Source organism: Rhizobium acidisoli, from assembly GCF_002531755.2.
GTDB classification, from domain to species: domain Bacteria; phylum Pseudomonadota; class Alphaproteobacteria; order Rhizobiales; family Rhizobiaceae; genus Rhizobium; species Rhizobium acidisoli.
Genome location: NZ_CP034998.1, coordinates 1,555,686 through 1,573,624, shown reverse-complemented (window position 1 = coordinate 1,573,624; position 17,939 = coordinate 1,555,686). Strand labels below are relative to the sequence as shown.

The following is a 17,939-nucleotide window of genomic DNA, read 5'->3' as shown; positions in this document are numbered from 1 at the left end:
AAGAGTTGGATTAACGGTGCGCGTTCAGCGAAATGACGTTGTGCATCGTTTCGTCTGCCGTCGACATGAACTTCTTGATGTTGCGCGCAGCCTGACGGATGCGGTGTTCGTTCTCGACCAGCGCCAGACGGACGTAGTCGTCGCCCTGCTCGCCGAAGCCGATGCCCGGGGCAACGGCGACGTCGGCCTTCTCGACCAGCAGCTTGGAAAACTCAAGCGAACCGAGATGACGGAACTTTTCCGGGATCTTCGCCCAGGCGAACATGGTGGCAGCCGGCGGCGGCACGTCGAAACCGGCCTTGCCGAAGCTTTCGACCATGACGTCGCGGCGGCGCTTGTAGACGTTGCGAACCTCAGCAATGTCGGAGCCGTCGCCGTTCAGCGCATGCGTCGCCGCCACCTGGATCGGCGTGAAGGCGCCGTAGTCGAGGTAGGACTTGACGCGGGTGAGTGCCGCAATCAGCCGCTCGTTGCCGACGGCAAAGCCCATGCGCCAGCCGGGCATGGAGAAGGTCTTCGACATCGAGGTGAACTCGACCGTCACATCGATTGCACCCGGCACTTCGAGAACCGACGGCGGCGGAGCGCCATCGAAATAGATCTCCGAATAGGCAAGGTCGGAAAGCACGATGATGTCGTGCTTCTTGGCGAAGGCGATGACGTCCTTGTAGAAATCGAGTGTCGCGACGAGGGCCGTCGGGTTCGAGGGGTAGTTAAGGATCAGCGCCAGGGGCTTCGGGATCGAATGCCGGACCGCGCGCTCAAGCGGCGGGAAAAAGCTCTCGTCCGGCTCCACCGACATGGAGCGGATCACGCCGCCCGCCATCAGGAAGCCGAAGGCGTGAATCGGATAGGTCGGGTTCGGGCAGAGGATGACGTCGCCGGGCGCGGTGATCGCCTGCGCCATGTTGGCGAAGCCTTCCTTGGAGCCCAAGGTGGCGACCACCTGGGTATCCGGGTTGAGCTTGACGCCGAAACGGCGGGCATAATAGGCGGCCTGGGCGCGGCGCAGCCCCGGAATGCCCTTGGAGGAGGAATAGCGGTGGGTGCGCGGATCTTGCACGACCTCGCACAGCTTGTCGACGATCGACTGGGGAGTGGGAAGGTCGGGGTTTCCCATGCCGAGATCGATGATATCGGCGCCGCCCGCTCGCGCGCTTGCTTTCAAACGGTTGACCTGTTCGAAAACATAAGGCGGCAAACGCCGGACTTTGTGAAACTCTTCCATTTCATTCCCCATGGAAAGGCGGCTTTCGGGCCGCAGTCGAAGTTCGTTCCGTCTCCCGGCGGCTGCGACACGAACTTCAGAATCGCAACGCCGTATTCATCAGACCCAACACACGCGGCAAATCTTTGACGGAAAAGCCGCGTAGAGCGCATTATCGGGAAAATCTTATCTTCCGATCCATCCGGAAGGCTTTGCGTCCAAATTGCCTGAAAGGCAAGGTCTATTTGGAGATTTCGGAGAGCGTATCAGCGCCGTGCTCGGCGGCGAGGCGGCGCATTTCAGCGGCCTTGGCCTGATATTCGGCTTCCGAGATCGTGCCGGCCTTGCGCCGGGCGGCAAGTGCGGTCAGCTGATGCTGCAGTTCGGCTGCCTGTTCGTCGCTCATCTGCACATTGGCGGCCGTCAGCGGGGCGCCGAAATTCGGATAGCCGTCCGGCGACTTTGCCAGGCCGCCTTCGACCGCATCGCCCTTGGTGGCCGGCATGACAACGGCGGTTGGCGCCGCTCGTTTGGCGGCGGCTGCGGCCTTCTGCTCCGCCGTCAGATTGCATCCGGCAAGGGCAATCGCCGCCGCGGCGCAGATCAGTGCGGTGCGGTTGAAGGTTGCGATGCGCCGAATGCCGTTCTTCGTCATGCCTCAAAATCCAGTTCTGACTGCGTCGACTGTTAAATTTGTCGCAGCGACAAAGCAATAGCATGAGCCTGCGCGGGTGGAACTTGTTTTCTCGTTCAATCACGATGTACAACGATTGGATAAAAAGAGTGCTGCCGCCGGAGGAAATGGTGACCGACAGCAAGCAGGAGAATGGCGGCCAGAAGAATGGCGGCAAGGCCGGTTTCGACGCGACCGATCTCGATCCCTATCTGTTGAAGGATCCCGAGGCGATGGCGATGAATTTCGCCCGGGCGCTCGAAAATCTCGGCCAGGCGGCCTCGGCGTGGCTTGCGCCGCGCGAACGCGGTGAGATCAGCGAAACCGTCGTCGATCCGATGACCGACATGGTCAAGACGCTTTCCAAGGTCACCGAATACTGGATTGCCGATCCCCGTCGCACCTTCGAGGCGCAGACGCAGCTGATGTCCTCCTTCTTCGGCATCTGGATGCGCTCGATGCAGCGCATGCAGGGCGAGCCCTCGCCTCCGGAACCGGACACCCGCAAGGACAAGCGCTTCTCCGATGAAGACTGGCAGAAGAACCCGTTCTTCGATTTTCTCCGCCAAGTCTATTTCGTCACCACCGACTGGGCGGAGAAGCTGGTGTCGGAGACCGACGGCCTCGACGAGCACACCAAGCACAAGGCCGGCTTCTATGTGAAGCAGATTACGGCAGCACTTTCGCCGAGCAATTTTGTCGCCACCAATCCTCAGCTCTACCGCGAGACGATCGCGACCAGCGGCGAAAACCTGGTGCGCGGGATGAAGATGCTGGCCGAGGATATCGCTGCCGGAAAGGGCGATCTTCGCCTTCGCCAGACCGACATGACGAAATTCGCCGTCGGCCGCGACATGGCGCTGACGCCGGGCAAGGTGATCGCTCAGAACGACATATGCCAGATCATCCAGTATGAGGCTTCGACCGAAACGGTGCTGAAGCGGCCGCTGCTGATCTGCCCGCCCTGGATCAACAAATTCTATATTCTCGACCTCAACCCGCAGAAATCCTTCATCAAATGGTGCGTCGATCAGGGTCAGACCGTCTTCGTCATTTCCTGGGTCAACCCGGATGCGCGCCATGCCGACAAGGACTGGGCGGCCTATGCCCGCGAGGGCATCGATTTCGCGCTCGAGACGATCGAGAAGGCGACCGGCGAAAAGGACGTCAATGCCGTCGGCTACTGCGTCGGCGGTACACTTCTGGCGGCAACGCTGGCACTGCACGCCAAGGAGAAGAACAAGCGCATCAAAACCGCGACGCTCTTCACCACCCAGGTCGATTTCACCCATGCGGGCGATCTCAAGGTTTTCGTCGACGAGGAGCAGCTCGCAGCGCTCGAAGAGCATATGCAGGCGACCGGCTATCTCGACGGCTCGAAGATGTCGATGGCCTTCAACATGCTGCGCGCTTCCGAGCTGATCTGGCCTTATTTCGTCAACAGCTACCTCAAGGGCCAGGATCCCCTGCCCTTCGACCTGTTGTTCTGGAATGCCGATTCGACCCGCATGGCGGCGGCAAACCATGCCTTCTACTTGCGCAACTGCTATCTCAGGAACGCGCTGACCCGCAACGAGATGATCCTCGACGGCAAGCCGGTGTCGCTGAAGGACGTGAAAATTCCGATCTATAATCTCGCCACCCGCGAGGACCACATCGCCCCTGCCAAATCCGTCTTCGTCGGCAGCCAGTTTTTTGGCGGCAAGGTGGAATTCGTTGTCACCGGCTCGGGACATATCGCCGGCGTGGTCAACCCGCCCGACAAGAAGAAATATCAATTCTGGACGGGCGGCCCGGCCAAGGGCGAGTATGAAACCTGGATCGACCAGGCGACCGAGACGCCGGGATCATGGTGGCCGCATTGGCGGGCCTGGATCGAGACCCATGATGGCAGGCGTGTTGCGGCGCGCAAACCGGGCGGCGATGCGCTGAACGCGATCGAGGAAGCGCCCGGAAGTTACGTGATGGAACGCGTCTGAAAGAAGATCCTACGCATCTCTTTTTGAGACGTCGTGAAAAAGCGCAACACCGCGTAAACAAATTAGAAACCATAATTCGTCATCCTTGCGAAACAGTCGGATGTCGCGAGTGGTCTAAATTCGGCCCATTTGCGCCATTACCGGCCCCGGCGAAGTGTAGTCAGTCAGTGCCGCCGGCCTGCGTAGCGAGTTTGAAAGACGAGTTCAGTATGGCGTTTGCGGTCGGGACGTTCGATGACGTCACCCCTCTTGGCGGATCTGCTTTTCGTTTGCGCAGATCTCGTGGCTTTCTTTACGGCGTCGTCGGCGCCGGATTTCTGACCTCAACATGGCTGATTACGACCTTGGCGACGATGCATTCGGTTGCCGCGCCCGTTTCGCCGCCCGAAAGATTCACCCAGGTCGCATTGGCGCCGAAACCCAAGCCGGCGACGCACGAACGGCTGATCCATGTCGGCAAGGCCGATCGGCTGGCCGCCTTCGACGCCAAGCCGGTCGTCGCCCTGACGGCCGACCTCGTCCAAGCGCATGCGCAGAAGACCAGTGCAGCCGCAACGGCATTGGCAGCACTTACAAAACACAATCGGCTTGTCATGGCTGCCGAGCAGCCCGTGGTAGCCGCGATTTCCGAAAGCGCCAAATTCCGCAAGGATGATGTGGTCACGCCGCCGGCCGTCGAGGTTGCCTCGGCAGAGACAGTAGAAGAAGACGACAGCGACCGGATCGTCGTTCCCTCGAAGGAGGCGGTCGCCGCTGCCGAACTCCCGGCCCTGCTGGCGCTTGCCGATGCCGGACCGCAGCAGATTGCGCCGGCCCCGGTCGAGCCGCCCGCGCCCGCCCTCAAGACAGCGTCACTGCCGCAGGAAAAATCTGCGCCGGTAGAAATTGCCGCGGCCGAAGACCAACAGCCTTTCGATCTCGTTCTGGCGCCGGATGCCGGTTCCGTGCCGCTGCCGATGGCGCGTCCCGACGGCCTTATCGGCAAGCCGGCACCGGCCGCCAAGGGGTCGCAGCGCGCCGGCGAGCCCGCCCTTGCCTATGCCCAGCCGAACTCGCCGATCGAGGACGACCAGGACGATGCAGTGCCGCGCTACGACAAGCCCGTCTTCTCGCCGAAACTGCGCGCCGGCGTCGCCATCTACGACATCGAAAACAGCACGGTCTATCTGCCGAACGGCGAGAGGCTGGAAGCTCATTCCGGTCTCGGCAAGATGCGCGACAACCCGCGTTACGTCGACAAGAAGATGCGCGGGCCGACGCCGCCGCATACCTACGCCCTCACCATACGCGAAAGCCTTTTCCATGGTGTCGAGGCGTTGCGGCTGACGCCGCTCCAGGGCTCGGACGCCATCTATGACCGTGTCGGTCTGCTCGCCCACACCTACATGCTCGGCAAGAACGGCGATTCCAACGGCTGCGTCTCCTTCAAGGACTACAAGCGCTTCCTCGCGGCCTATAAGCGCGGCGACATCAGGCAGCTCGTGGTCGTGCCGCGGCTGAACAACAAGCCGTCTTCGACGCTCGCCTCGTTGTTTTCATCGCGCAGTTAAGCGATAGGAGAGCAGGCAGCCGCTGGCCTGCCTGCGCTACTTCAACCAGGCTGCGATTCGCTCCACCGCCTCGGCGATCTCGGCTTGCGAGCCCGCATAAGACAGACGCAAGGTTCGATGTCCCTCCAGCGGATCGAAGTCGAGACCGGGTGTTGCGGCGACGTCGATTTCCGCGAGCATGCGCTTGGCAAAACCCATGCTGTCATTGGTGAAGCGGGTGACGTCGAGATAGGCGTAGAAGGCGCCGTCCATCGGCGAGGCGATCGACAGGCCGATCTGCGGCAGGCGCTTCATCAGCAAGTCGCGGTTGGCGGCATAGCTTGCCTTGTAGCGGTCGAGTTCGGCGCCGGCGCCGAGCGCGGCCACCGCGGCGATCTGCGAGAGTTCGGGCGGGGAGATATAGAGGCTCTGCGCCACCCGCTCGATCGGCCGCACCAGGCGTTCCGGCAGCACCATCCAGCCGATTCGCCAGCCGGTCATGCAATAATATTTGGAGAAGGAGTTGATGACGATCGCCTCGCCGGTCAGCTCCAGCGCGCTCGCCTCTTCGCCAGCGAAGGTCAGCCCGTGGTAGATTTCGTCGGAGATGAAGGCGATGGAATGGGCCGCGCAGTAATCCGCAAGCGCCTTCAGCCCATCGCGGCCGGTCACCGTGCCGGTCGGGTTGGCGGGGCTTGCCAGCAGCACGCCCTTCAGCCTCACGCCGCTTTGCTTCTGCACTGCCTCGAGGCTCTCGGGGGTCAGCGTGAAGTGGGTCTCGGCGGTTACCGGCACTTCGAGAACGTTCAGGCCCAGCGCGCCGAGGATATTGCGATAGGCTGGATAACCGGGTCTTGCGATCGCCACCGCATCGCCGGCATCGAAGAGCGACAGGAAGGCGAGATTGAAGCCCGCCGAGGAACCGGTGGTGATGGCGATCCGCGTGGGATCGATTTCCAGCCCGTGGCGATCTTTGTAATGCTGGGCAAGCGTGGATTTCAGCCGTGCCGTCCCAAGTGCATCGGTATAACCGATCCGGCCTTCGGCAAGGGCAGTGCGCGCTGCTTCGAGGGCTGCCTGGGGGGCCGGATGCGAGGGCTGGCCGACCGCCATCGAAATCACCGGATGGCCGGCTGCGCGCCGTTTGGTCGCCTCCGCCAGCACGTCCATGGCATGAAAAGGCTCGACTTCGCTGCGTTTCGATATGGAAAACAAGATCGCTTCTCGCTCGGCTTCTGCAATGATGGCCCGACAATTGCCGCATTAATCGGCTCATCACAATCCCGCGAGGGCCGCGCGGGGGTGAAAATTCCTGTTTGAGCGGAACGCAACGCGCCGTACCTTGACGCGACGCATTCAAGTCCATTAACCCGGCGACGGTCTTCTCGCTCAGGAGACGACCCCATCGCCGTTGACGAGGATATCATGGCCTTTCTTCCGAAAACCTTCACCGCACTGGCGCTTGCCGCATCGATCGCCCTTCCCTTTCCGGCGGCAGCGCTCGACGACCAGCAGAAGAAGGAGTTCGGTGAATTCATCAAGCAATATCTGATCGAAAATCCCGAGATCATGCTCGATGTCCAGGATGCGCTGCAAAAGAAGCAGGAAGCCCAGCGGCTGGTGAAGGCCAATATGGCGATCGAAGAGAACACCACCGACATCTTCGATTCGAAGAACGACGTCACGCTCGGCAATCCCAAGGGCGATGTCACCGTCGTCGAGTTCTTCGATTATAATTGCAGCTACTGCCGTCACGCGCTTCCCGACATGCAGGCGATGCTGAAGAAGGACAAGAACGTCCGCTTCGTGCTCAAGGAGTTTCCGATCCTCGGCCCGGATTCGGTCGCCGCCCACAAGGTGGCCGACGCCTTCCGCAAGCTGGCGCCGGAAAAATATGCCGATTTCCATGTCGCCCTGCTCGGCAGCGAAGGCCGCGCTTCCGACGAAACGGCGGTCGCGGTTGCCGCCTCGCTCGGCGTCAGCGAGGACAAGATCCGCGCCGAGATGGCAAAGAACCCGAATGACGGCATCGTCCAGGCGACCTACCAGCTCGCCTCCAGTCTCGGCATCAGCGGCACGCCCTCCTATGTGATCGGCACCGAACTGGTGCCGGGCGCCGTTGGGTTCGACGATCTCGAAGCCAAGGTCAAGAATATGCGCAGCTGCGGCAAGACTGCCTGCTGAGCACGTCGGCCGCCGGACGGCTGCCCATCAAATCGCCAAAATCGAAGCGTTTCAACCATGTGGACAAATGTGGCGTGATTCCTGTCGGCAATCCGTAAGGGCTTTCATTCAGCCTTCGCGGAGTCTATAGGTTGCCGTCGTACATTTTACGGAACATTCGATGACGCAAACGATTTTTGTCCTGAACGGCCCTAACCTGAACATGCTGGGCAAACGCGAGCCCGGCATTTACGGCGGCAAGACGCTGAAGGACATCGAAGCGGACTGCAAAGCCGCCGGCCGCGAACTGGGCTTCGACATCGACTTCCGCCAGAGCAACCACGAAGGTACGCTCGTCGACTGGTTTCATGAGGCCGACGAGAAAGCCGCCGGCGTCGCCATCAATGCGGGCGCCTATACGCATACATCGGTGGCGCTGCACGATGCGATCCGCGCTATTTCCATTCCCGTCATCGAGCTCCACATATCCAACGTCCATGCACGGGAAGAATTCCGCCACAAATCGATGATCGCGCCGGCATGCAAGGGCGTAATCTGCGGTTTTGGGCCTCATAGCTACATCCTGGCGCTCCAGGCGCTGAAGAACATCACGGCATAAGAAGAAGACAGGGCAACACCATGGTTGAAAAGAAATCGGGTATCGATCAGGCACTGATCCGCGATCTCGCCAATATCCTCAACGAGACCGATCTGACCGAAATCGAGGTCGAGCAGGACGATCTGCGCATCCGCGTTTCGCGCGCCGGCACCCCGCAATATGTCCAGGCGCCGATCGCAGCACCCGCCTATGCCGCACCCGCAGCCGCCGCTCCGGCAGCAGCAGGCGCTGCACCGGCCGCAGCTCCCGCCCGCAACCCCGCCAATGTCGTCAGTGCACCGATGGTCGGTACGGTCTATATGGCGCCGGCTCCCGGTGCGCGTGCCTTCATCGAAGTCGGCGCGACCGTCAAGGAAGGCCAGACGCTGATCATCATCGAAGCGATGAAGACGATGAACCAGATCCCTTCGCCGAAGTCGGGCAAGGTGACCGAGATCCTCGTCGATGACGGACATCCCGTCGAATACGGCCAAGCCCTCGTCGTCATCGAATAGGCCGATGCCCATGATTTCGAAAATTCTCATCGCCAATCGCGGGGAAATCGCCCTTCGCGTGCTCCGGGCCTGCAAGGAGCTCGGCATCGCCTGCGTCGTGGTTCATTCCACCGCCGACGCCGATGCCATGCATGTGCGCCTTGCCGACGAAAGCGTCTGCATCGGTCCGCCCTCCTCGCGCGAGAGCTATCTCAATATCCACCAGATCGTCGCCGCCTGCGAGATCACCGGCGCCGATGCGGTGCATCCGGGCTACGGCTTTCTGTCGGAGAATGCCAAGTTCGCCGATATTCTCGAGGCCCACGGCATCACCTTCATCGGGCCGACGGCGGACCATATCCGCATCATGGGGGACAAGATCACCGCCAAGACGACGGCGCTGGAGCTCGGCATTCCCGTCGTTCCGGGCTCGGACGGCGAAGTAAAGACCGAAGAGGACGCGCTGAAGACGGCCGCCGAAATCGGCTATCCGGTGCTGATCAAGGCAACGGCCGGCGGTGGCGGACGTGGCATGAAGGTTGCCAAGAGCGAGGCCGACCTGATCGAGGCCTGGTCGACGGCGCGCACCGAAGCGGCAGCCGCCTTCGGCAACGATGCCGTTTATATGGAAAAATATCTCGGCAAGCCGCGCCACATCGAAATCCAGGTATTCGGCGACGGCGAAGGCAACGCCATTCATCTCGGCGAGCGCGACTGCTCGCTGCAGCGCCGCCATCAGAAGGTCTGGGAAGAGGCGAATTCGCCGGCACTCAACGTCGAGCAGCGCATGAAGATCGGCCAGGTCTGCGCCGACGCCATGAAGAAGCTGAAATATCGCGGCGCCGGCACGATCGAATTCCTCTACGAGAACGGCGAGTTCTATTTCATCGAAATGAACACCCGCCTGCAGGTGGAGCATCCGATCACGGAAGCGATCACCGGCATCGACCTGGTGCACGAGCAGATCCGCGTCGCCTCCGGCGGCGGTCTCTCGGTGACGCAGGATGAAGTGCATTTTTCCGGTCATGCCATCGAATGCCGCATCAATGCCGAGCACCCGCGCACTTTCGTGCCCTCGCCCGGCACCATCACCCATTTCCACGCACCGGGCGGTCTCGGCGTGCGCATCGATTCCGGCGCCTATCAGGGCTACAAGATCCCGCCCTATTACGACAGCCTCATCGGCAAGCTGATCGTGCACGGCCGCACCCGCGTCGAATGCATGATGCGCCTGCGCCGGGCGCTCGATGAATTTGTCGTCGACGGCATCAATACGACGCTGCCGCTTTTCCAGGATCTCGTCTCCAACCAGGATATCGCCAACGGCGATTACGACATCCACTGGCTGGAACACTACCTCGCCAACGAACCGGCGGCATAGGGCAGGAATGGCAGGATCGCGCAGGAAGTCACCAGGCATTACCCCTGAAATTCTCCTGCGCGCCTATTCCATCGGCCTCTTCCCGATGGCTGAATCCGCCGACGACCCGGAGATTTTCTGGGTCGAACCGGAACTGCGTGGCGTGCTGCCGCTCGACCATTTCCACCTGTCGAAGAGCCTTGCCAAGACGGTGCGCAGGAAACCCTTCGAGATCCGTTTCGATCACGCTTTCGATTCCGTGATCGCTGCCTGCGCCGAGGAGACATCCGGTCGCCCGAGCACCTGGATCAACAAGACGATCAGGTCCCTTTACGCGACGCTGTTCGACATGGGCCATGCTCATACCGTCGAAGCCTGGGACGGTGACAAACTTGTCGGCGGTCTCTATGGCGTCTCACTCGGCTCGGCCTTCTTCGGCGAAAGCATGTTTTCGCGCCGGACGGACGCCTCGAAGATTTGCCTCGTGCACCTGGTCGAGCGACTGCGGGAAAGAGGCTTCACGCTGCTCGACACACAGTTCACCACCGAACACCTGAAGACGTTCGGCGCGATCGATGTTGCGAAGGCCGATTATGCCGTCATGCTGGCCGCGGCGATGCAATCGCCGCACCTTAAGTTTTAAGAGGCATCTTTTCATCCAGACGTTGATTTTCGACCTAATTTGGTTAGGTCGCGAACGCAACGGGGGATAGAATTTTGAAACGATATTTTGCGGCCGCGATCCTTTTCACCTTATTTACAAGTCAAGCCGGTGCACGTCCTTACCGCGACCTGTTTCCGAACAGGACCGATTTTACCGACGCAGAAAAGCCATTGCTGGAGAAGCTCGATTTTCAGCAGGGGGTGATCAAGCTGCCTGACGCGAAGGCAACTTTGAACGTACCCGCCGACTTCTATTATTTGAGCCCTGCCGACGCGATGACGGTACTCGTCGATATCTGGGGAAATCGTCGGACGGCTGCCGAGGGAACGATGGGGATGATCTTCCCGGCAAAATACGCACCGACCGATATCGAGGCCTGGGGTTCCACCGTGGAATACAGCGCCGACGGCTATGTGTCGGACGCCGACGCAGCCACGACGAATTACGACGAATTGCTGCAAAACATCAAAGATTCCATCCGGGAAAACAACGTCGAGCGCGAAAAGCAGGGGTTTCCGAAGATCACCCTGGTCGGCTGGGCTTCCGCACCGCATTACGACACATCGGCACATGCGATGCACTGGGCGCGTGATCTCATGTTCGGCGATGACACGAAGCCGCAGCACACGCTGAACTATTCCGTGCGCGTGCTCGGCCGCGAGGGCGTATTCCAATTCAACTTCATCGCCGGCCTCGATCAATTGAAGGAGATCGAGGGCGTCATTCCCACAGTCACCAAGCTCGTGCAGTTCGACAAGGGAAAGGCCTATACCGACTATGTTGAAGGCGACAAGATCGCAGCCTATGGAATGGCGGGAATGATCGCTGCGGGTGCCGGCGCCAAGATTGCCGCGAAAGTGGGATTGCTGGCCATTGCCCTCGCCGTCTTCAAAAAGGCCGGCATCCTTGTCGTCGTCGTTGCCGGCGCCGTGCTCCGCTTCGCCAAGGGTCTTTTCAACAGGGACAAGACACCCACCGCATAGGCGCCGCTAGGGCTAAGATCACCGCCGGCGACACGCGTTAGCGCGCCGTCGCCTTGGCGTTGTCAGGCGCCGGGACGTCCGAGTTTGCCTTGCAGTCCTTCAGCCAGACGTCGTAGATCGGGTGCTCGACGGCGTTGAGGCCTGGGCTGGCGGCGAACATCCAGCCGGTGAAGATGCGGCGGATCTTGCGGTCGAGGGTGATCTCGTCGACCTCGACGAAACCGTCGATCTTCTGCGCTTCGGCCTGATCACGCGAATAACAGGCTTTCGGTGTCACCTGCAACGCGCCGAACTGGACGGTCTCGTTGACGTAAACGTCGAAGGTGGTGATGCGGCCGGTGATCTTGTCGAGGCCGGAGAAGACGGCCACCGGATTTTCGATGCGTGCGGCATGTGCCGCAACCGGCGGAAGCAGGGCCGAGAGCCCCAGCAGCGACCCGGCGGCACGCAGCGCCATGTTCCGCGTGAAGAGCTTCATGTGTACCCGTCTCCAGACATTCTTCGTTCGCGGCCGCGGTCAAGCGCGGCCAACCTGCGGGTAAAGGTCAATTGTGGCCAAAAGCCGGGTTTGGGATTGCCCCGGTCGAGCCGTCTCAGTTGCCCGGCGTCCAGGCGTCGTAATCGCCGGTGACCCGCGGACGTTCGCCCGGAACGGCGATGGAGCCCGGCGGACGGTAGGCCTGCGGAGAACCGGTGAAGTTGGGGCGGTGCGCCTTCTGCCATTCCTTGGCGACGTAGTTTTCCTTGGAGGGCGGAACATCGGTGCGGTGATGCATCCAGCCATGCCAGCCTGGCGGAATGGCGGAGGCATCGGCATAGCCCTTGTAGATCACCCAGCGCTTCGGCAGACCGTAGGACGACATGCCGCCTTCATAATAGACGTTGCCGAATTCATCCTCGCCGACGCGCTTGCCGAAACGCCAGGTCGCAAAACGCGTGCCCATCGTCTGACTGTTCCACCAGGTAAAGGTCTGAACCAGAAGATTCCACATGTCTTTTCCTTGTGCCCACCAGATGCGGGCCAAACCAGAATTCGTTTTCTCGCTTATGCCGTCGCCAAGCCGAATTGTCCAGCGATTCCACGACAGCCAAGGGTCATTTCAAAGCCATCTTAAAGCCGAGATGCGAGGGCTTGAAGCCCAGTCTTTCATAGAAACGATGGGCATCCTTGCGGATCGCATTCGAGGTCAAAGCTACCCGCTTGATCCCGCGGCCTTTTGCCTCGGCAATGGCGAACTCGATCATCCCGGCGCCGATACCCTGCCCGCGCATGTCGGCCCGCGTCTGCACCGCCTCGATGATCATCGCCGACGAGCCGCGGCCGGTCAGCGTGGTCGTGACCATTGTCTGAAACGTGCCGACGACCTCGCCGCCGCGCTCCGCGACATAAAGCACCTGGTCGGGCGAAGCCTCGATCGCCGCGAAGGCCCTGACATAATCGGCAAAGGCCCACTGGATCGGTGGTGTCGCCATGACCGCCGACGGCGTCGGCGGCAAATATCGACACGAGGGCGGGCAAATCCCCCCTCAGCGCCTGGCGAATGCGAATGGCGGGTAATTCGACGGCCACGCCTCAATGCCCTTCGAGCGGTTTTTCGAGGATCAGCGACGGAATGCCGGATTGCCCGGGGGCGCTATTTTCGTTTCGGCCGACTTCGGTGAAGCCATGCGCCTGATAGAAGGCGATTGCCGCTGCATTCTGCGGCTCGACTTCGAGGCGCATGATCTCCGCATCCGGAAAGCAGGTTTCGAGCTCGGCGAAGAGATCGCCGCCGATGCCCTGGCGCTGTACCGCCGGAGCGACATAGAGGAGATGCAGCATGACCGTCTTCGTCAGCTCCTGCGACATCGCCGCATAACCCATGCCGCCGATCTTGCGGCCGTCGTCGGCAACGAGGAATTCGGCATCCTTGCGCACCAGGCGCACCTTCAGCGCTCCCGGCGAAAAGAGCTGCGCGGTCAGTTCGTCGACCTTTGCTCTGCCATGGAGGCCGTCATAGGTCGCGTGAAAACTTTCCACCAGCAGGGCGCGGACCTTCTCCAGGTCGCGCTCGCCGGCGGTGCGGACGAAATACACCGCTTATTCCTCGATGCCGAGCTTTGCCTTGACGAGCGCCTGGACGGCCTGCGGATTGGCCTTGCCGCCGGTCGCCTTCATCACCTGGCCGACGAACCATGCGGCCAGGGTCGGCTTCGCCTTGACCTTTTCCACCTGATCGGGATTGGCGGCGATGATCTCGTCCACGGCCTTCTCGATGGCGCCGGTATCGGTCACCTGCTTCATGCCGCGCGCTTCGACGATCTCGGCGGGATCACCGCCCTCGGTCAGCACGATCTCGAAGAGATCCTTGGCGATCTTGCCGGAGATGGTGCCAGCCTTGATCAGATCGATGATGGCGCCGAGCTGGGCCGGCGAAACCGGCGTCTGCTCGATATCCTTGCCGGTGCGGTTCAGCGCGCCGAGCAGATCGTTGATCACCCAGTTTGCCGCCGTCTTGCCGTCACGGCCCGCGGCCACGGCTTCGAAATAATCGGCGATCGCCTTTTCGGAAACGAGCACCGACGCGTCGTAGATCGACAGGCCGAGCTCGCGCACGAAGCGCTCCTTCTTGTCGTCAGGCAATTCCGGCAGATCGACTGCGAGTGCTGAGACGAAGGCATCGTCGAACTCGAGCGGCAGCAGGTCCGGATCGGGGAAATAACGATAGTCGTGCGCATCCTCCTTGGAGCGCATCGAACGTGTCTCGCCCTTGTTCGGGTCGAACAACCGCGTCTCCTGCTCGATCGTGCCGCCATCTTCCAGAATGCCGATCTGGCGGCGGGCTTCATATTCGATCGCCTGGCCGATGAAGCGGATGGAGTTGACGTTCTTGATCTCGCAGCGCGTGCCGAAACCTTCGCCCGGGCGGCGGACGGAGACGTTCACGTCGGCGCGCATCGAACCTTCGTCCATGTTGCCGTCGCAGGTGCCGAGATAACGCACGATCGAACGCAGCTTGGTCATATAGGCCTTGGCTTCGTCGGACGAGCGCATGTCGGGCTTGGAGACGATCTCCATCAGCGCGACGCCGGAGCGGTTCAGATCGACATAGGACATGGTCGCATGCTGGTCATGCAGCGACTTGCCGGCATCCTGCTCCAGGTGCAGGCGCTCGATGCCGATCTCGATATCCTCGAACTGGCCTTGGCGGTCCGGCCCGAGCGAAATGACGATCTTGCCCTCGCCGACGATCGGATCCTTGAACTGCGAGATCTGATAGCCCTGCGGCAGGTCGGGATAGAAATAGTTCTTGCGGTCGAAGAGCGAGCGCTTGTTGATCTGGGCCTTGAGGCCGAGACCGGTGCGCACGGCCTGCCTGACGCATTCCTCGTTGATAACAGGCAGCATGCCGGGCATGGCGGCATCGACCAGCGAGACGTTGGAATTCTGTGGCTTGCCGAATTCCGTCGAGGCGCCGGAGAAGAGCTTCGAATTGGACAGCACCTGGGCATGGACTTCCATGCCGACGATGACTTCCCAGTCGCCGGTGGCGCCGGGGATGAAGCGTTTCGGATCAGGCGTGCGGACGTCGACAAGGGTCATCTGATACTCTTTGCAGGCTGTTCTTTTCCATTGGTGAGGTAAAGGAAATGGGATGTCGGTGCAAGGCTTTCGCGGAATTGTGTAGCAGTGGCCGTTGCCCGCTTCCGCCCGGATCGAGGGGCAGCTTTGCACCTGAAGCGCGCCGCCTCAATTTGATTCATGCCAATGGACATGAGTTTAGCCCGCTCCCGATTGTCGTTATCATCACGATCTCTATCTTCAGCCAAGATGCCGCTTTGATTTGAGATGTTCGCACCACGGAGGCAGTATTGAAGGATTATCTTCCCTATCTCGCCGGAGCCTTGGCGGGAGTGCTAATCGCGTTGACCATTTCCGCCCTGTTGACGCTGCAGGGAACACCACAACTCATTCTTTTCGCATTGCTGCCGGCCATCGGTGGAGCGATCTTTGAGCGCGTTCTTCAGCGTCGATCCGATAAGCTGTAAAGCGTTATGGCAAAGCTGAAAGAAATCGTGGTTGATTGCGACGTCCCCTCACTGGTTGCTCGTTTCTGGGCGGCTGCGCTCGATGGCTATGAAGTGATGCCCTATGATGATGCGGAGTTGGCCCGCCTCGCCGCGATAGGACTGACGCCTGAAACGGACCCGACCGTAATGGTCGATGGTCCGGGCCCGCGCTTTTGCTTCCATCTTCGTCAGGGAGAACGTCCCCTCCGCAACCGCGTTCATCTCGATATTGCCGTTCCAGATCGAGAAAAAGAAGTGCAGCGGCTCTTATCCCTCGGTGCGACATTCGTCCGCGAGACGGATAGCTACAGCGTATTGAATGATCCCGAAGGCAATAATTTTTGCGTGACGTCCGAATAGTCCGCCACGGGCGGAACACTCACATCCGCACCGCGAGCAATCCTTCGCTTTCTGCGGGACTTTCGAAACATCAGAATTCCTGCCCGTATCCACCCTGACCGTCCGAAACCAGCGATTTCGTCAGCCCGACCGAGGGCACGTCGCGGTCGAGCTTTGGATTATAGGCGACCGAGAGCCAGTGGATGCTATAGCCATGCTTGCGGAAGAAGCCGATCGCTTCGTTGTTGCCGGAATGGGTCTGCATCGCCGCCTTCTCGAAGCCTCGGTCGGCGATCTCCTTCTCGATGCGCTCGAGAAGGGCCGAACCCAGGCCCTGGCGGGTGAAGGCAGGATCGATCCAGAAATCCGAGATGGTTTCGTCCAGTCCCTCGCGCGCCGCCCAGCCTGCGACCTGGCCGTTCTGCTCGACGACGGTGATGGTAAGCCAGTCGTTTTCCACGAAGTTGCGAAAGGCGTTGCGGGCTGCATCGATCATCGCATCCGATTCGCCGATCGACGCCATCGCCTTTTGCCAGGCCCTCAGCCCGATCTCGCTCAACAGCTCCGCTTCGCCGTCGCGGGCATTGCGAATGTGGATCAACGACACCTCCGCGTTACCCCGCAACTAGACCATTGAGTCGCGGAATTTACCAGTGCCCCCAGCGGGATGACGGCTGGAAACTGCGGTTTTCGACCGGTTTGATCGGCAAGCACGGTCTTGACCGCTTTTTCCGCGCGAAATAAGAAACTCTTTATGTTGAGCCTGTCACAGACCCGGTAAAGGCCCTGCCCGCAAGTCCGCTTGCGCGCATGGGCCCGAAAAAACGAAGCCCTGACGTTCGAAAGAGCGCCAGATCGTTTTTGTGCGCCCTATCGGGCGCGATATCGGATCTCAACACATGGACATTTCCCGCACGGAGCAGCGCATCCTGCATCTCATGGCCCAGGGCGGCCGCATCGAAATTTCCCGCGACGACGACAGGAAGATCGAGGCGGTCAGTTGCTTCACCCGCGATGGCTGGCTCTATCCTGGCGTCGACCTCGATCTCTTCCGCAAGCTGAAGCGGCTGAGAGCCATCAAGTCCTCCAGCGGCCAGCCCTATCGGATCACCGAAAGAGGGCTGAAGCTGGTCAGGTCACAGCTGAACAACAGATAACAGTCAACCATCCTGACCGCGTCTCGAACTGGCGCGGTCAGGGCTCAGCCTCAAGCTTTTGCAGAAAATTCCGTCCGCATCTCCGACCATTCCTCGGCCATCGTGCCCGTGCCGCGTCTCTTGCCGGCACGATGATACCAATAATCGGCATTCCAGTCGTCGCCCTCGATGCGATGGCAGAGAGCATGACCCCAGTCGAACGGCTGTTCGCCTTCATGACGCTGGCAGATTTCATGGACCTCCTGCCACTCCGCGCCCATGGCGAAGCCGCCGGCAGCCAGGCGATCGGTTGCCTCGATCAGGCGCTTGAGATCATTGCTTGCCATAATGCCTCCTCCGCGGTTTCGGCTATCGCTCAGCCCAGCTTCTTCTCCATGTGCACCTTTTCGAGCGGCACACCCATGCTCTTGGAAAATTCGATGCCGCGCCAAATGATGCTGAAACCGCAGCGTTCGTAAAGACGGATGGCGCGCTCATTCCTGGCATGCGTGTCGACCCGGACGGTCGCCAGCCTTTCGGTCGCCATCAGCTCGCACAAATGCAACAGCAGAGCCCGGCCGACACCCCTGCCCTGAAAATCCGGATGCACCCAGAGATCGGACACATAGTTCCGTTCGCCTTCCCAGGCACCCCAACCGGCAATCTCGCCCGCCAGTTCAGCAACGAAGATCTCGCCCTTCGCCTCATGGGGAAAGACGCCGAACTCTTGCTGCACCCTTGGCGATCATACCAGGATCGCGATA

21 protein-coding genes and 1 pseudogene are annotated in these 17,939 nt (G+C 60.8%); 11 read left to right on the top strand and 11 right to left on the bottom strand.

From position 1 onward, the window contains the following. Positions 1-10 precede the first annotated feature (10 nt). The gene (locus CO657_RS07845; protein ID WP_003586883.1) at positions 11-1,228 is read right to left on the bottom strand and encodes an LL-diaminopimelate aminotransferase; all 1,218 of its coding nucleotides are present in this window, start codon (positions 1,226-1,228) and stop codon (positions 11-13) included. Positions 1,229-1,448: 220 nt separating this feature from the next. Continuing rightward, complete coding sequence (locus CO657_RS07840; RefSeq protein WP_012557525.1) at positions 1,449-1,862, bottom strand: hypothetical protein; 414 nt, start codon at positions 1,860-1,862, stop codon at positions 1,449-1,451. A gap of 146 nt (positions 1,863-2,008) precedes the next feature. Here CO657_RS07840 and CO657_RS07835 point away from each other — a divergent pair, with 146 nt between their 5' ends. After that, complete coding sequence (locus tag CO657_RS07835) at positions 2,009-3,859, top strand: PHA/PHB synthase family protein (protein ID WP_245279824.1); 1,851 nt, start codon at positions 2,009-2,011, stop codon at positions 3,857-3,859. 209 nt (positions 3,860-4,068) lie between these two features. Next, positions 4,069-5,409, top strand: coding sequence for a DUF2778 domain-containing protein (locus CO657_RS07830; protein ID WP_012557523.1), 1,341 nt, complete (start codon positions 4,069-4,071; stop codon positions 5,407-5,409). Positions 5,410-5,445: 36 nt separating this feature from the next. Here CO657_RS07830 and CO657_RS07825 read toward each other — a convergent pair whose 3' ends face one another. Beyond that, a complete protein-coding gene (locus CO657_RS07825) occupies positions 5,446-6,603 on the bottom strand; it encodes a pyridoxal phosphate-dependent aminotransferase (protein ID WP_054183218.1) in 1,158 nt (385 codons plus the stop codon). A 210-nt stretch (positions 6,604-6,813) separates the two neighbouring features. Between CO657_RS07825 and CO657_RS07820 the strand changes: the two genes are divergently transcribed. The 6 genes from CO657_RS07820 (at position 6,814) to CO657_RS07795 (ending at position 11,650) form a co-directional block, all read left to right on the top strand. Further along, a complete protein-coding gene (locus tag CO657_RS07820) occupies positions 6,814-7,572 on the top strand; it encodes a DsbA family protein (protein WP_054183219.1) in 759 nt (252 codons plus the stop codon). A gap of 160 nt (positions 7,573-7,732) precedes the next feature. Then, positions 7,733-8,170, top strand: coding sequence for a type II 3-dehydroquinate dehydratase (aroQ, locus tag CO657_RS07815; protein WP_003578965.1), 438 nt, complete (start codon positions 7,733-7,735; stop codon positions 8,168-8,170). 20 nt (positions 8,171-8,190) lie between these two features. After that, positions 8,191-8,664, top strand: a complete 474-nt coding sequence (gene accB / locus CO657_RS07810; protein WP_003586892.1) for an acetyl-CoA carboxylase biotin carboxyl carrier protein — start codon at positions 8,191-8,193, stop codon at positions 8,662-8,664. Positions 8,665-8,668: 4 nt separating this feature from the next. Then, positions 8,669-10,024 (top strand): acetyl-CoA carboxylase biotin carboxylase subunit, encoded by a 1,356-nt coding sequence (accC, locus tag CO657_RS07805; protein WP_172643239.1) that lies wholly within the window; start codon positions 8,669-8,671, stop codon positions 10,022-10,024. 7 nt (positions 10,025-10,031) lie between these two features. Then, complete coding sequence (gene aat, locus CO657_RS07800; protein WP_012557520.1) at positions 10,032-10,646, top strand: leucyl/phenylalanyl-tRNA--protein transferase; 615 nt, start codon at positions 10,032-10,034, stop codon at positions 10,644-10,646. A gap of 74 nt (positions 10,647-10,720) precedes the next feature. Further along, positions 10,721-11,650, top strand: coding sequence for a DUF2167 domain-containing protein (locus CO657_RS07795; protein ID WP_054183220.1), 930 nt, complete (start codon positions 10,721-10,723; stop codon positions 11,648-11,650). A gap of 37 nt (positions 11,651-11,687) precedes the next feature. Here CO657_RS07795 and CO657_RS07790 read toward each other — a convergent pair whose 3' ends face one another. The 5 genes and pseudogenes from CO657_RS07790 to gatB all read right to left on the bottom strand — a co-directional run bounded on the left by CO657_RS07790 (position 11,688) and on the right by gatB (position 15,233). Next, positions 11,688-12,128: a DUF2155 domain-containing protein gene (locus tag CO657_RS07790; RefSeq protein ID WP_054183221.1), complete on the bottom strand. Its 441-nt coding sequence runs from the start codon at positions 12,126-12,128 to the stop codon at positions 11,688-11,690. Positions 12,129-12,243: 115 nt separating this feature from the next. Beyond that, a complete protein-coding gene (locus tag CO657_RS07785; RefSeq protein WP_003586900.1) occupies positions 12,244-12,642 on the bottom strand; it encodes an NADH:ubiquinone oxidoreductase subunit NDUFA12 in 399 nt (132 codons plus the stop codon). A 103-nt stretch (positions 12,643-12,745) separates the two neighbouring features. Further along, positions 12,746-13,220: pseudogene (locus CO657_RS07780) on the bottom strand (N-acetyltransferase family protein). 3 nt (positions 13,221-13,223) lie between these two features. Beyond that, the gene (locus CO657_RS07775; protein WP_012557515.1) at positions 13,224-13,727 is read right to left on the bottom strand and encodes a GNAT family N-acetyltransferase; all 504 of its coding nucleotides are present in this window, start codon (positions 13,725-13,727) and stop codon (positions 13,224-13,226) included. A gap of 3 nt (positions 13,728-13,730) precedes the next feature. Then, a complete protein-coding gene (gatB, locus tag CO657_RS07770; RefSeq protein WP_054183222.1) occupies positions 13,731-15,233 on the bottom strand; it encodes an Asp-tRNA(Asn)/Glu-tRNA(Gln) amidotransferase subunit GatB in 1,503 nt (500 codons plus the stop codon). A 269-nt stretch (positions 15,234-15,502) separates the two neighbouring features. Between gatB and CO657_RS36670 the strand changes: the two genes are divergently transcribed. Then, positions 15,503-15,679, top strand: a complete 177-nt coding sequence (locus CO657_RS36670; RefSeq protein ID WP_003586904.1) for a hypothetical protein — start codon at positions 15,503-15,505, stop codon at positions 15,677-15,679. Positions 15,680-15,685: 6 nt separating this feature from the next. After that, positions 15,686-16,060 carry a VOC family protein gene (locus tag CO657_RS07765; protein ID WP_082366279.1) on the top strand — a complete coding sequence of 125 codons (375 nt, stop codon included), beginning with the start codon at positions 15,686-15,688 and terminating at the stop codon, positions 16,058-16,060. Positions 16,061-16,130: 70 nt separating this feature from the next. Here CO657_RS07765 and CO657_RS07760 read toward each other — a convergent pair whose 3' ends face one another. Next, on the bottom strand, positions 16,131-16,640 hold the full coding sequence (locus CO657_RS07760; RefSeq protein WP_049734294.1) for a GNAT family N-acetyltransferase: 510 nt from the start codon (positions 16,638-16,640) through the stop codon (positions 16,131-16,133). Between the two features lie 298 nt (positions 16,641-16,938). Between CO657_RS07760 and CO657_RS07755 the strand changes: the two genes are divergently transcribed. After that, positions 16,939-17,196, top strand: coding sequence for a YjhX family toxin (locus CO657_RS07755; RefSeq protein WP_054183224.1), 258 nt, complete (start codon positions 16,939-16,941; stop codon positions 17,194-17,196). Between the two features lie 50 nt (positions 17,197-17,246). Here CO657_RS07755 and CO657_RS07750 read toward each other — a convergent pair whose 3' ends face one another. Then, positions 17,247-17,522 (bottom strand): hypothetical protein, encoded by a 276-nt coding sequence (locus CO657_RS07750; protein WP_054183225.1) that lies wholly within the window; start codon positions 17,520-17,522, stop codon positions 17,247-17,249. Between the two features lie 29 nt (positions 17,523-17,551). Next, complete coding sequence (locus CO657_RS07745) at positions 17,552-17,911, bottom strand: GNAT family N-acetyltransferase (RefSeq protein WP_012557509.1); 360 nt, start codon at positions 17,909-17,911, stop codon at positions 17,552-17,554. Positions 17,912-17,939 lie beyond the last annotated feature (28 nt).

Excerpts from the sequence above, each read along its gene's own strand:
- CO657_RS07845 (WP_003586883.1), bottom strand. The coding sequence starts at position 1,228 with ATGGAAGAGTTTCACAAAGTCCGGCGTTTGCCGCCTTATGTTTTCGAA.
- CO657_RS07840 (WP_012557525.1), bottom strand. The coding sequence starts at position 1,862 with ATGACGAAGAACGGCATTCGGCGCATCGCAACCTTCAACCGCACCGCA.
- CO657_RS07835 (WP_245279824.1), top strand. The coding sequence starts at position 2,009 with ATGGTGACCGACAGCAAGCAGGAGAATGGCGGCCAGAAGAATGGCGGC.
- CO657_RS07830 (WP_012557523.1), top strand. The coding sequence starts at position 4,069 with ATGGCGTTTGCGGTCGGGACGTTCGATGACGTCACCCCTCTTGGCGGA.
- CO657_RS07820 (WP_054183219.1), top strand. The coding sequence starts at position 6,814 with ATGGCCTTTCTTCCGAAAACCTTCACCGCACTGGCGCTTGCCGCATCG.
- aroQ (WP_003578965.1), top strand. The coding sequence starts at position 7,733 with ATGACGCAAACGATTTTTGTCCTGAACGGCCCTAACCTGAACATGCTG.
- accB (WP_003586892.1), top strand. The coding sequence starts at position 8,191 with ATGGTTGAAAAGAAATCGGGTATCGATCAGGCACTGATCCGCGATCTC.
- accC (WP_172643239.1), top strand. The coding sequence starts at position 8,669 with ATGCCCATGATTTCGAAAATTCTCATCGCCAATCGCGGGGAAATCGCC.
- aat (WP_012557520.1), top strand. The coding sequence starts at position 10,032 with ATGGCAGGATCGCGCAGGAAGTCACCAGGCATTACCCCTGAAATTCTC.
- CO657_RS07790 (WP_054183221.1), bottom strand. The coding sequence starts at position 12,128 with ATGAAGCTCTTCACGCGGAACATGGCGCTGCGTGCCGCCGGGTCGCTG.
- CO657_RS07785 (WP_003586900.1), bottom strand. The coding sequence starts at position 12,642 with ATGTGGAATCTTCTGGTTCAGACCTTTACCTGGTGGAACAGTCAGACG.
- gatB (WP_054183222.1), bottom strand. The coding sequence starts at position 15,233 with ATGACCCTTGTCGACGTCCGCACGCCTGATCCGAAACGCTTCATCCCC.
- CO657_RS07765 (WP_082366279.1), top strand. The coding sequence starts at position 15,686 with ATGGCAAAGCTGAAAGAAATCGTGGTTGATTGCGACGTCCCCTCACTG.
- CO657_RS07755 (WP_054183224.1), top strand. The coding sequence starts at position 16,939 with ATGGACATTTCCCGCACGGAGCAGCGCATCCTGCATCTCATGGCCCAG.
- CO657_RS07750 (WP_054183225.1), bottom strand. The coding sequence starts at position 17,522 with ATGGCAAGCAATGATCTCAAGCGCCTGATCGAGGCAACCGATCGCCTG.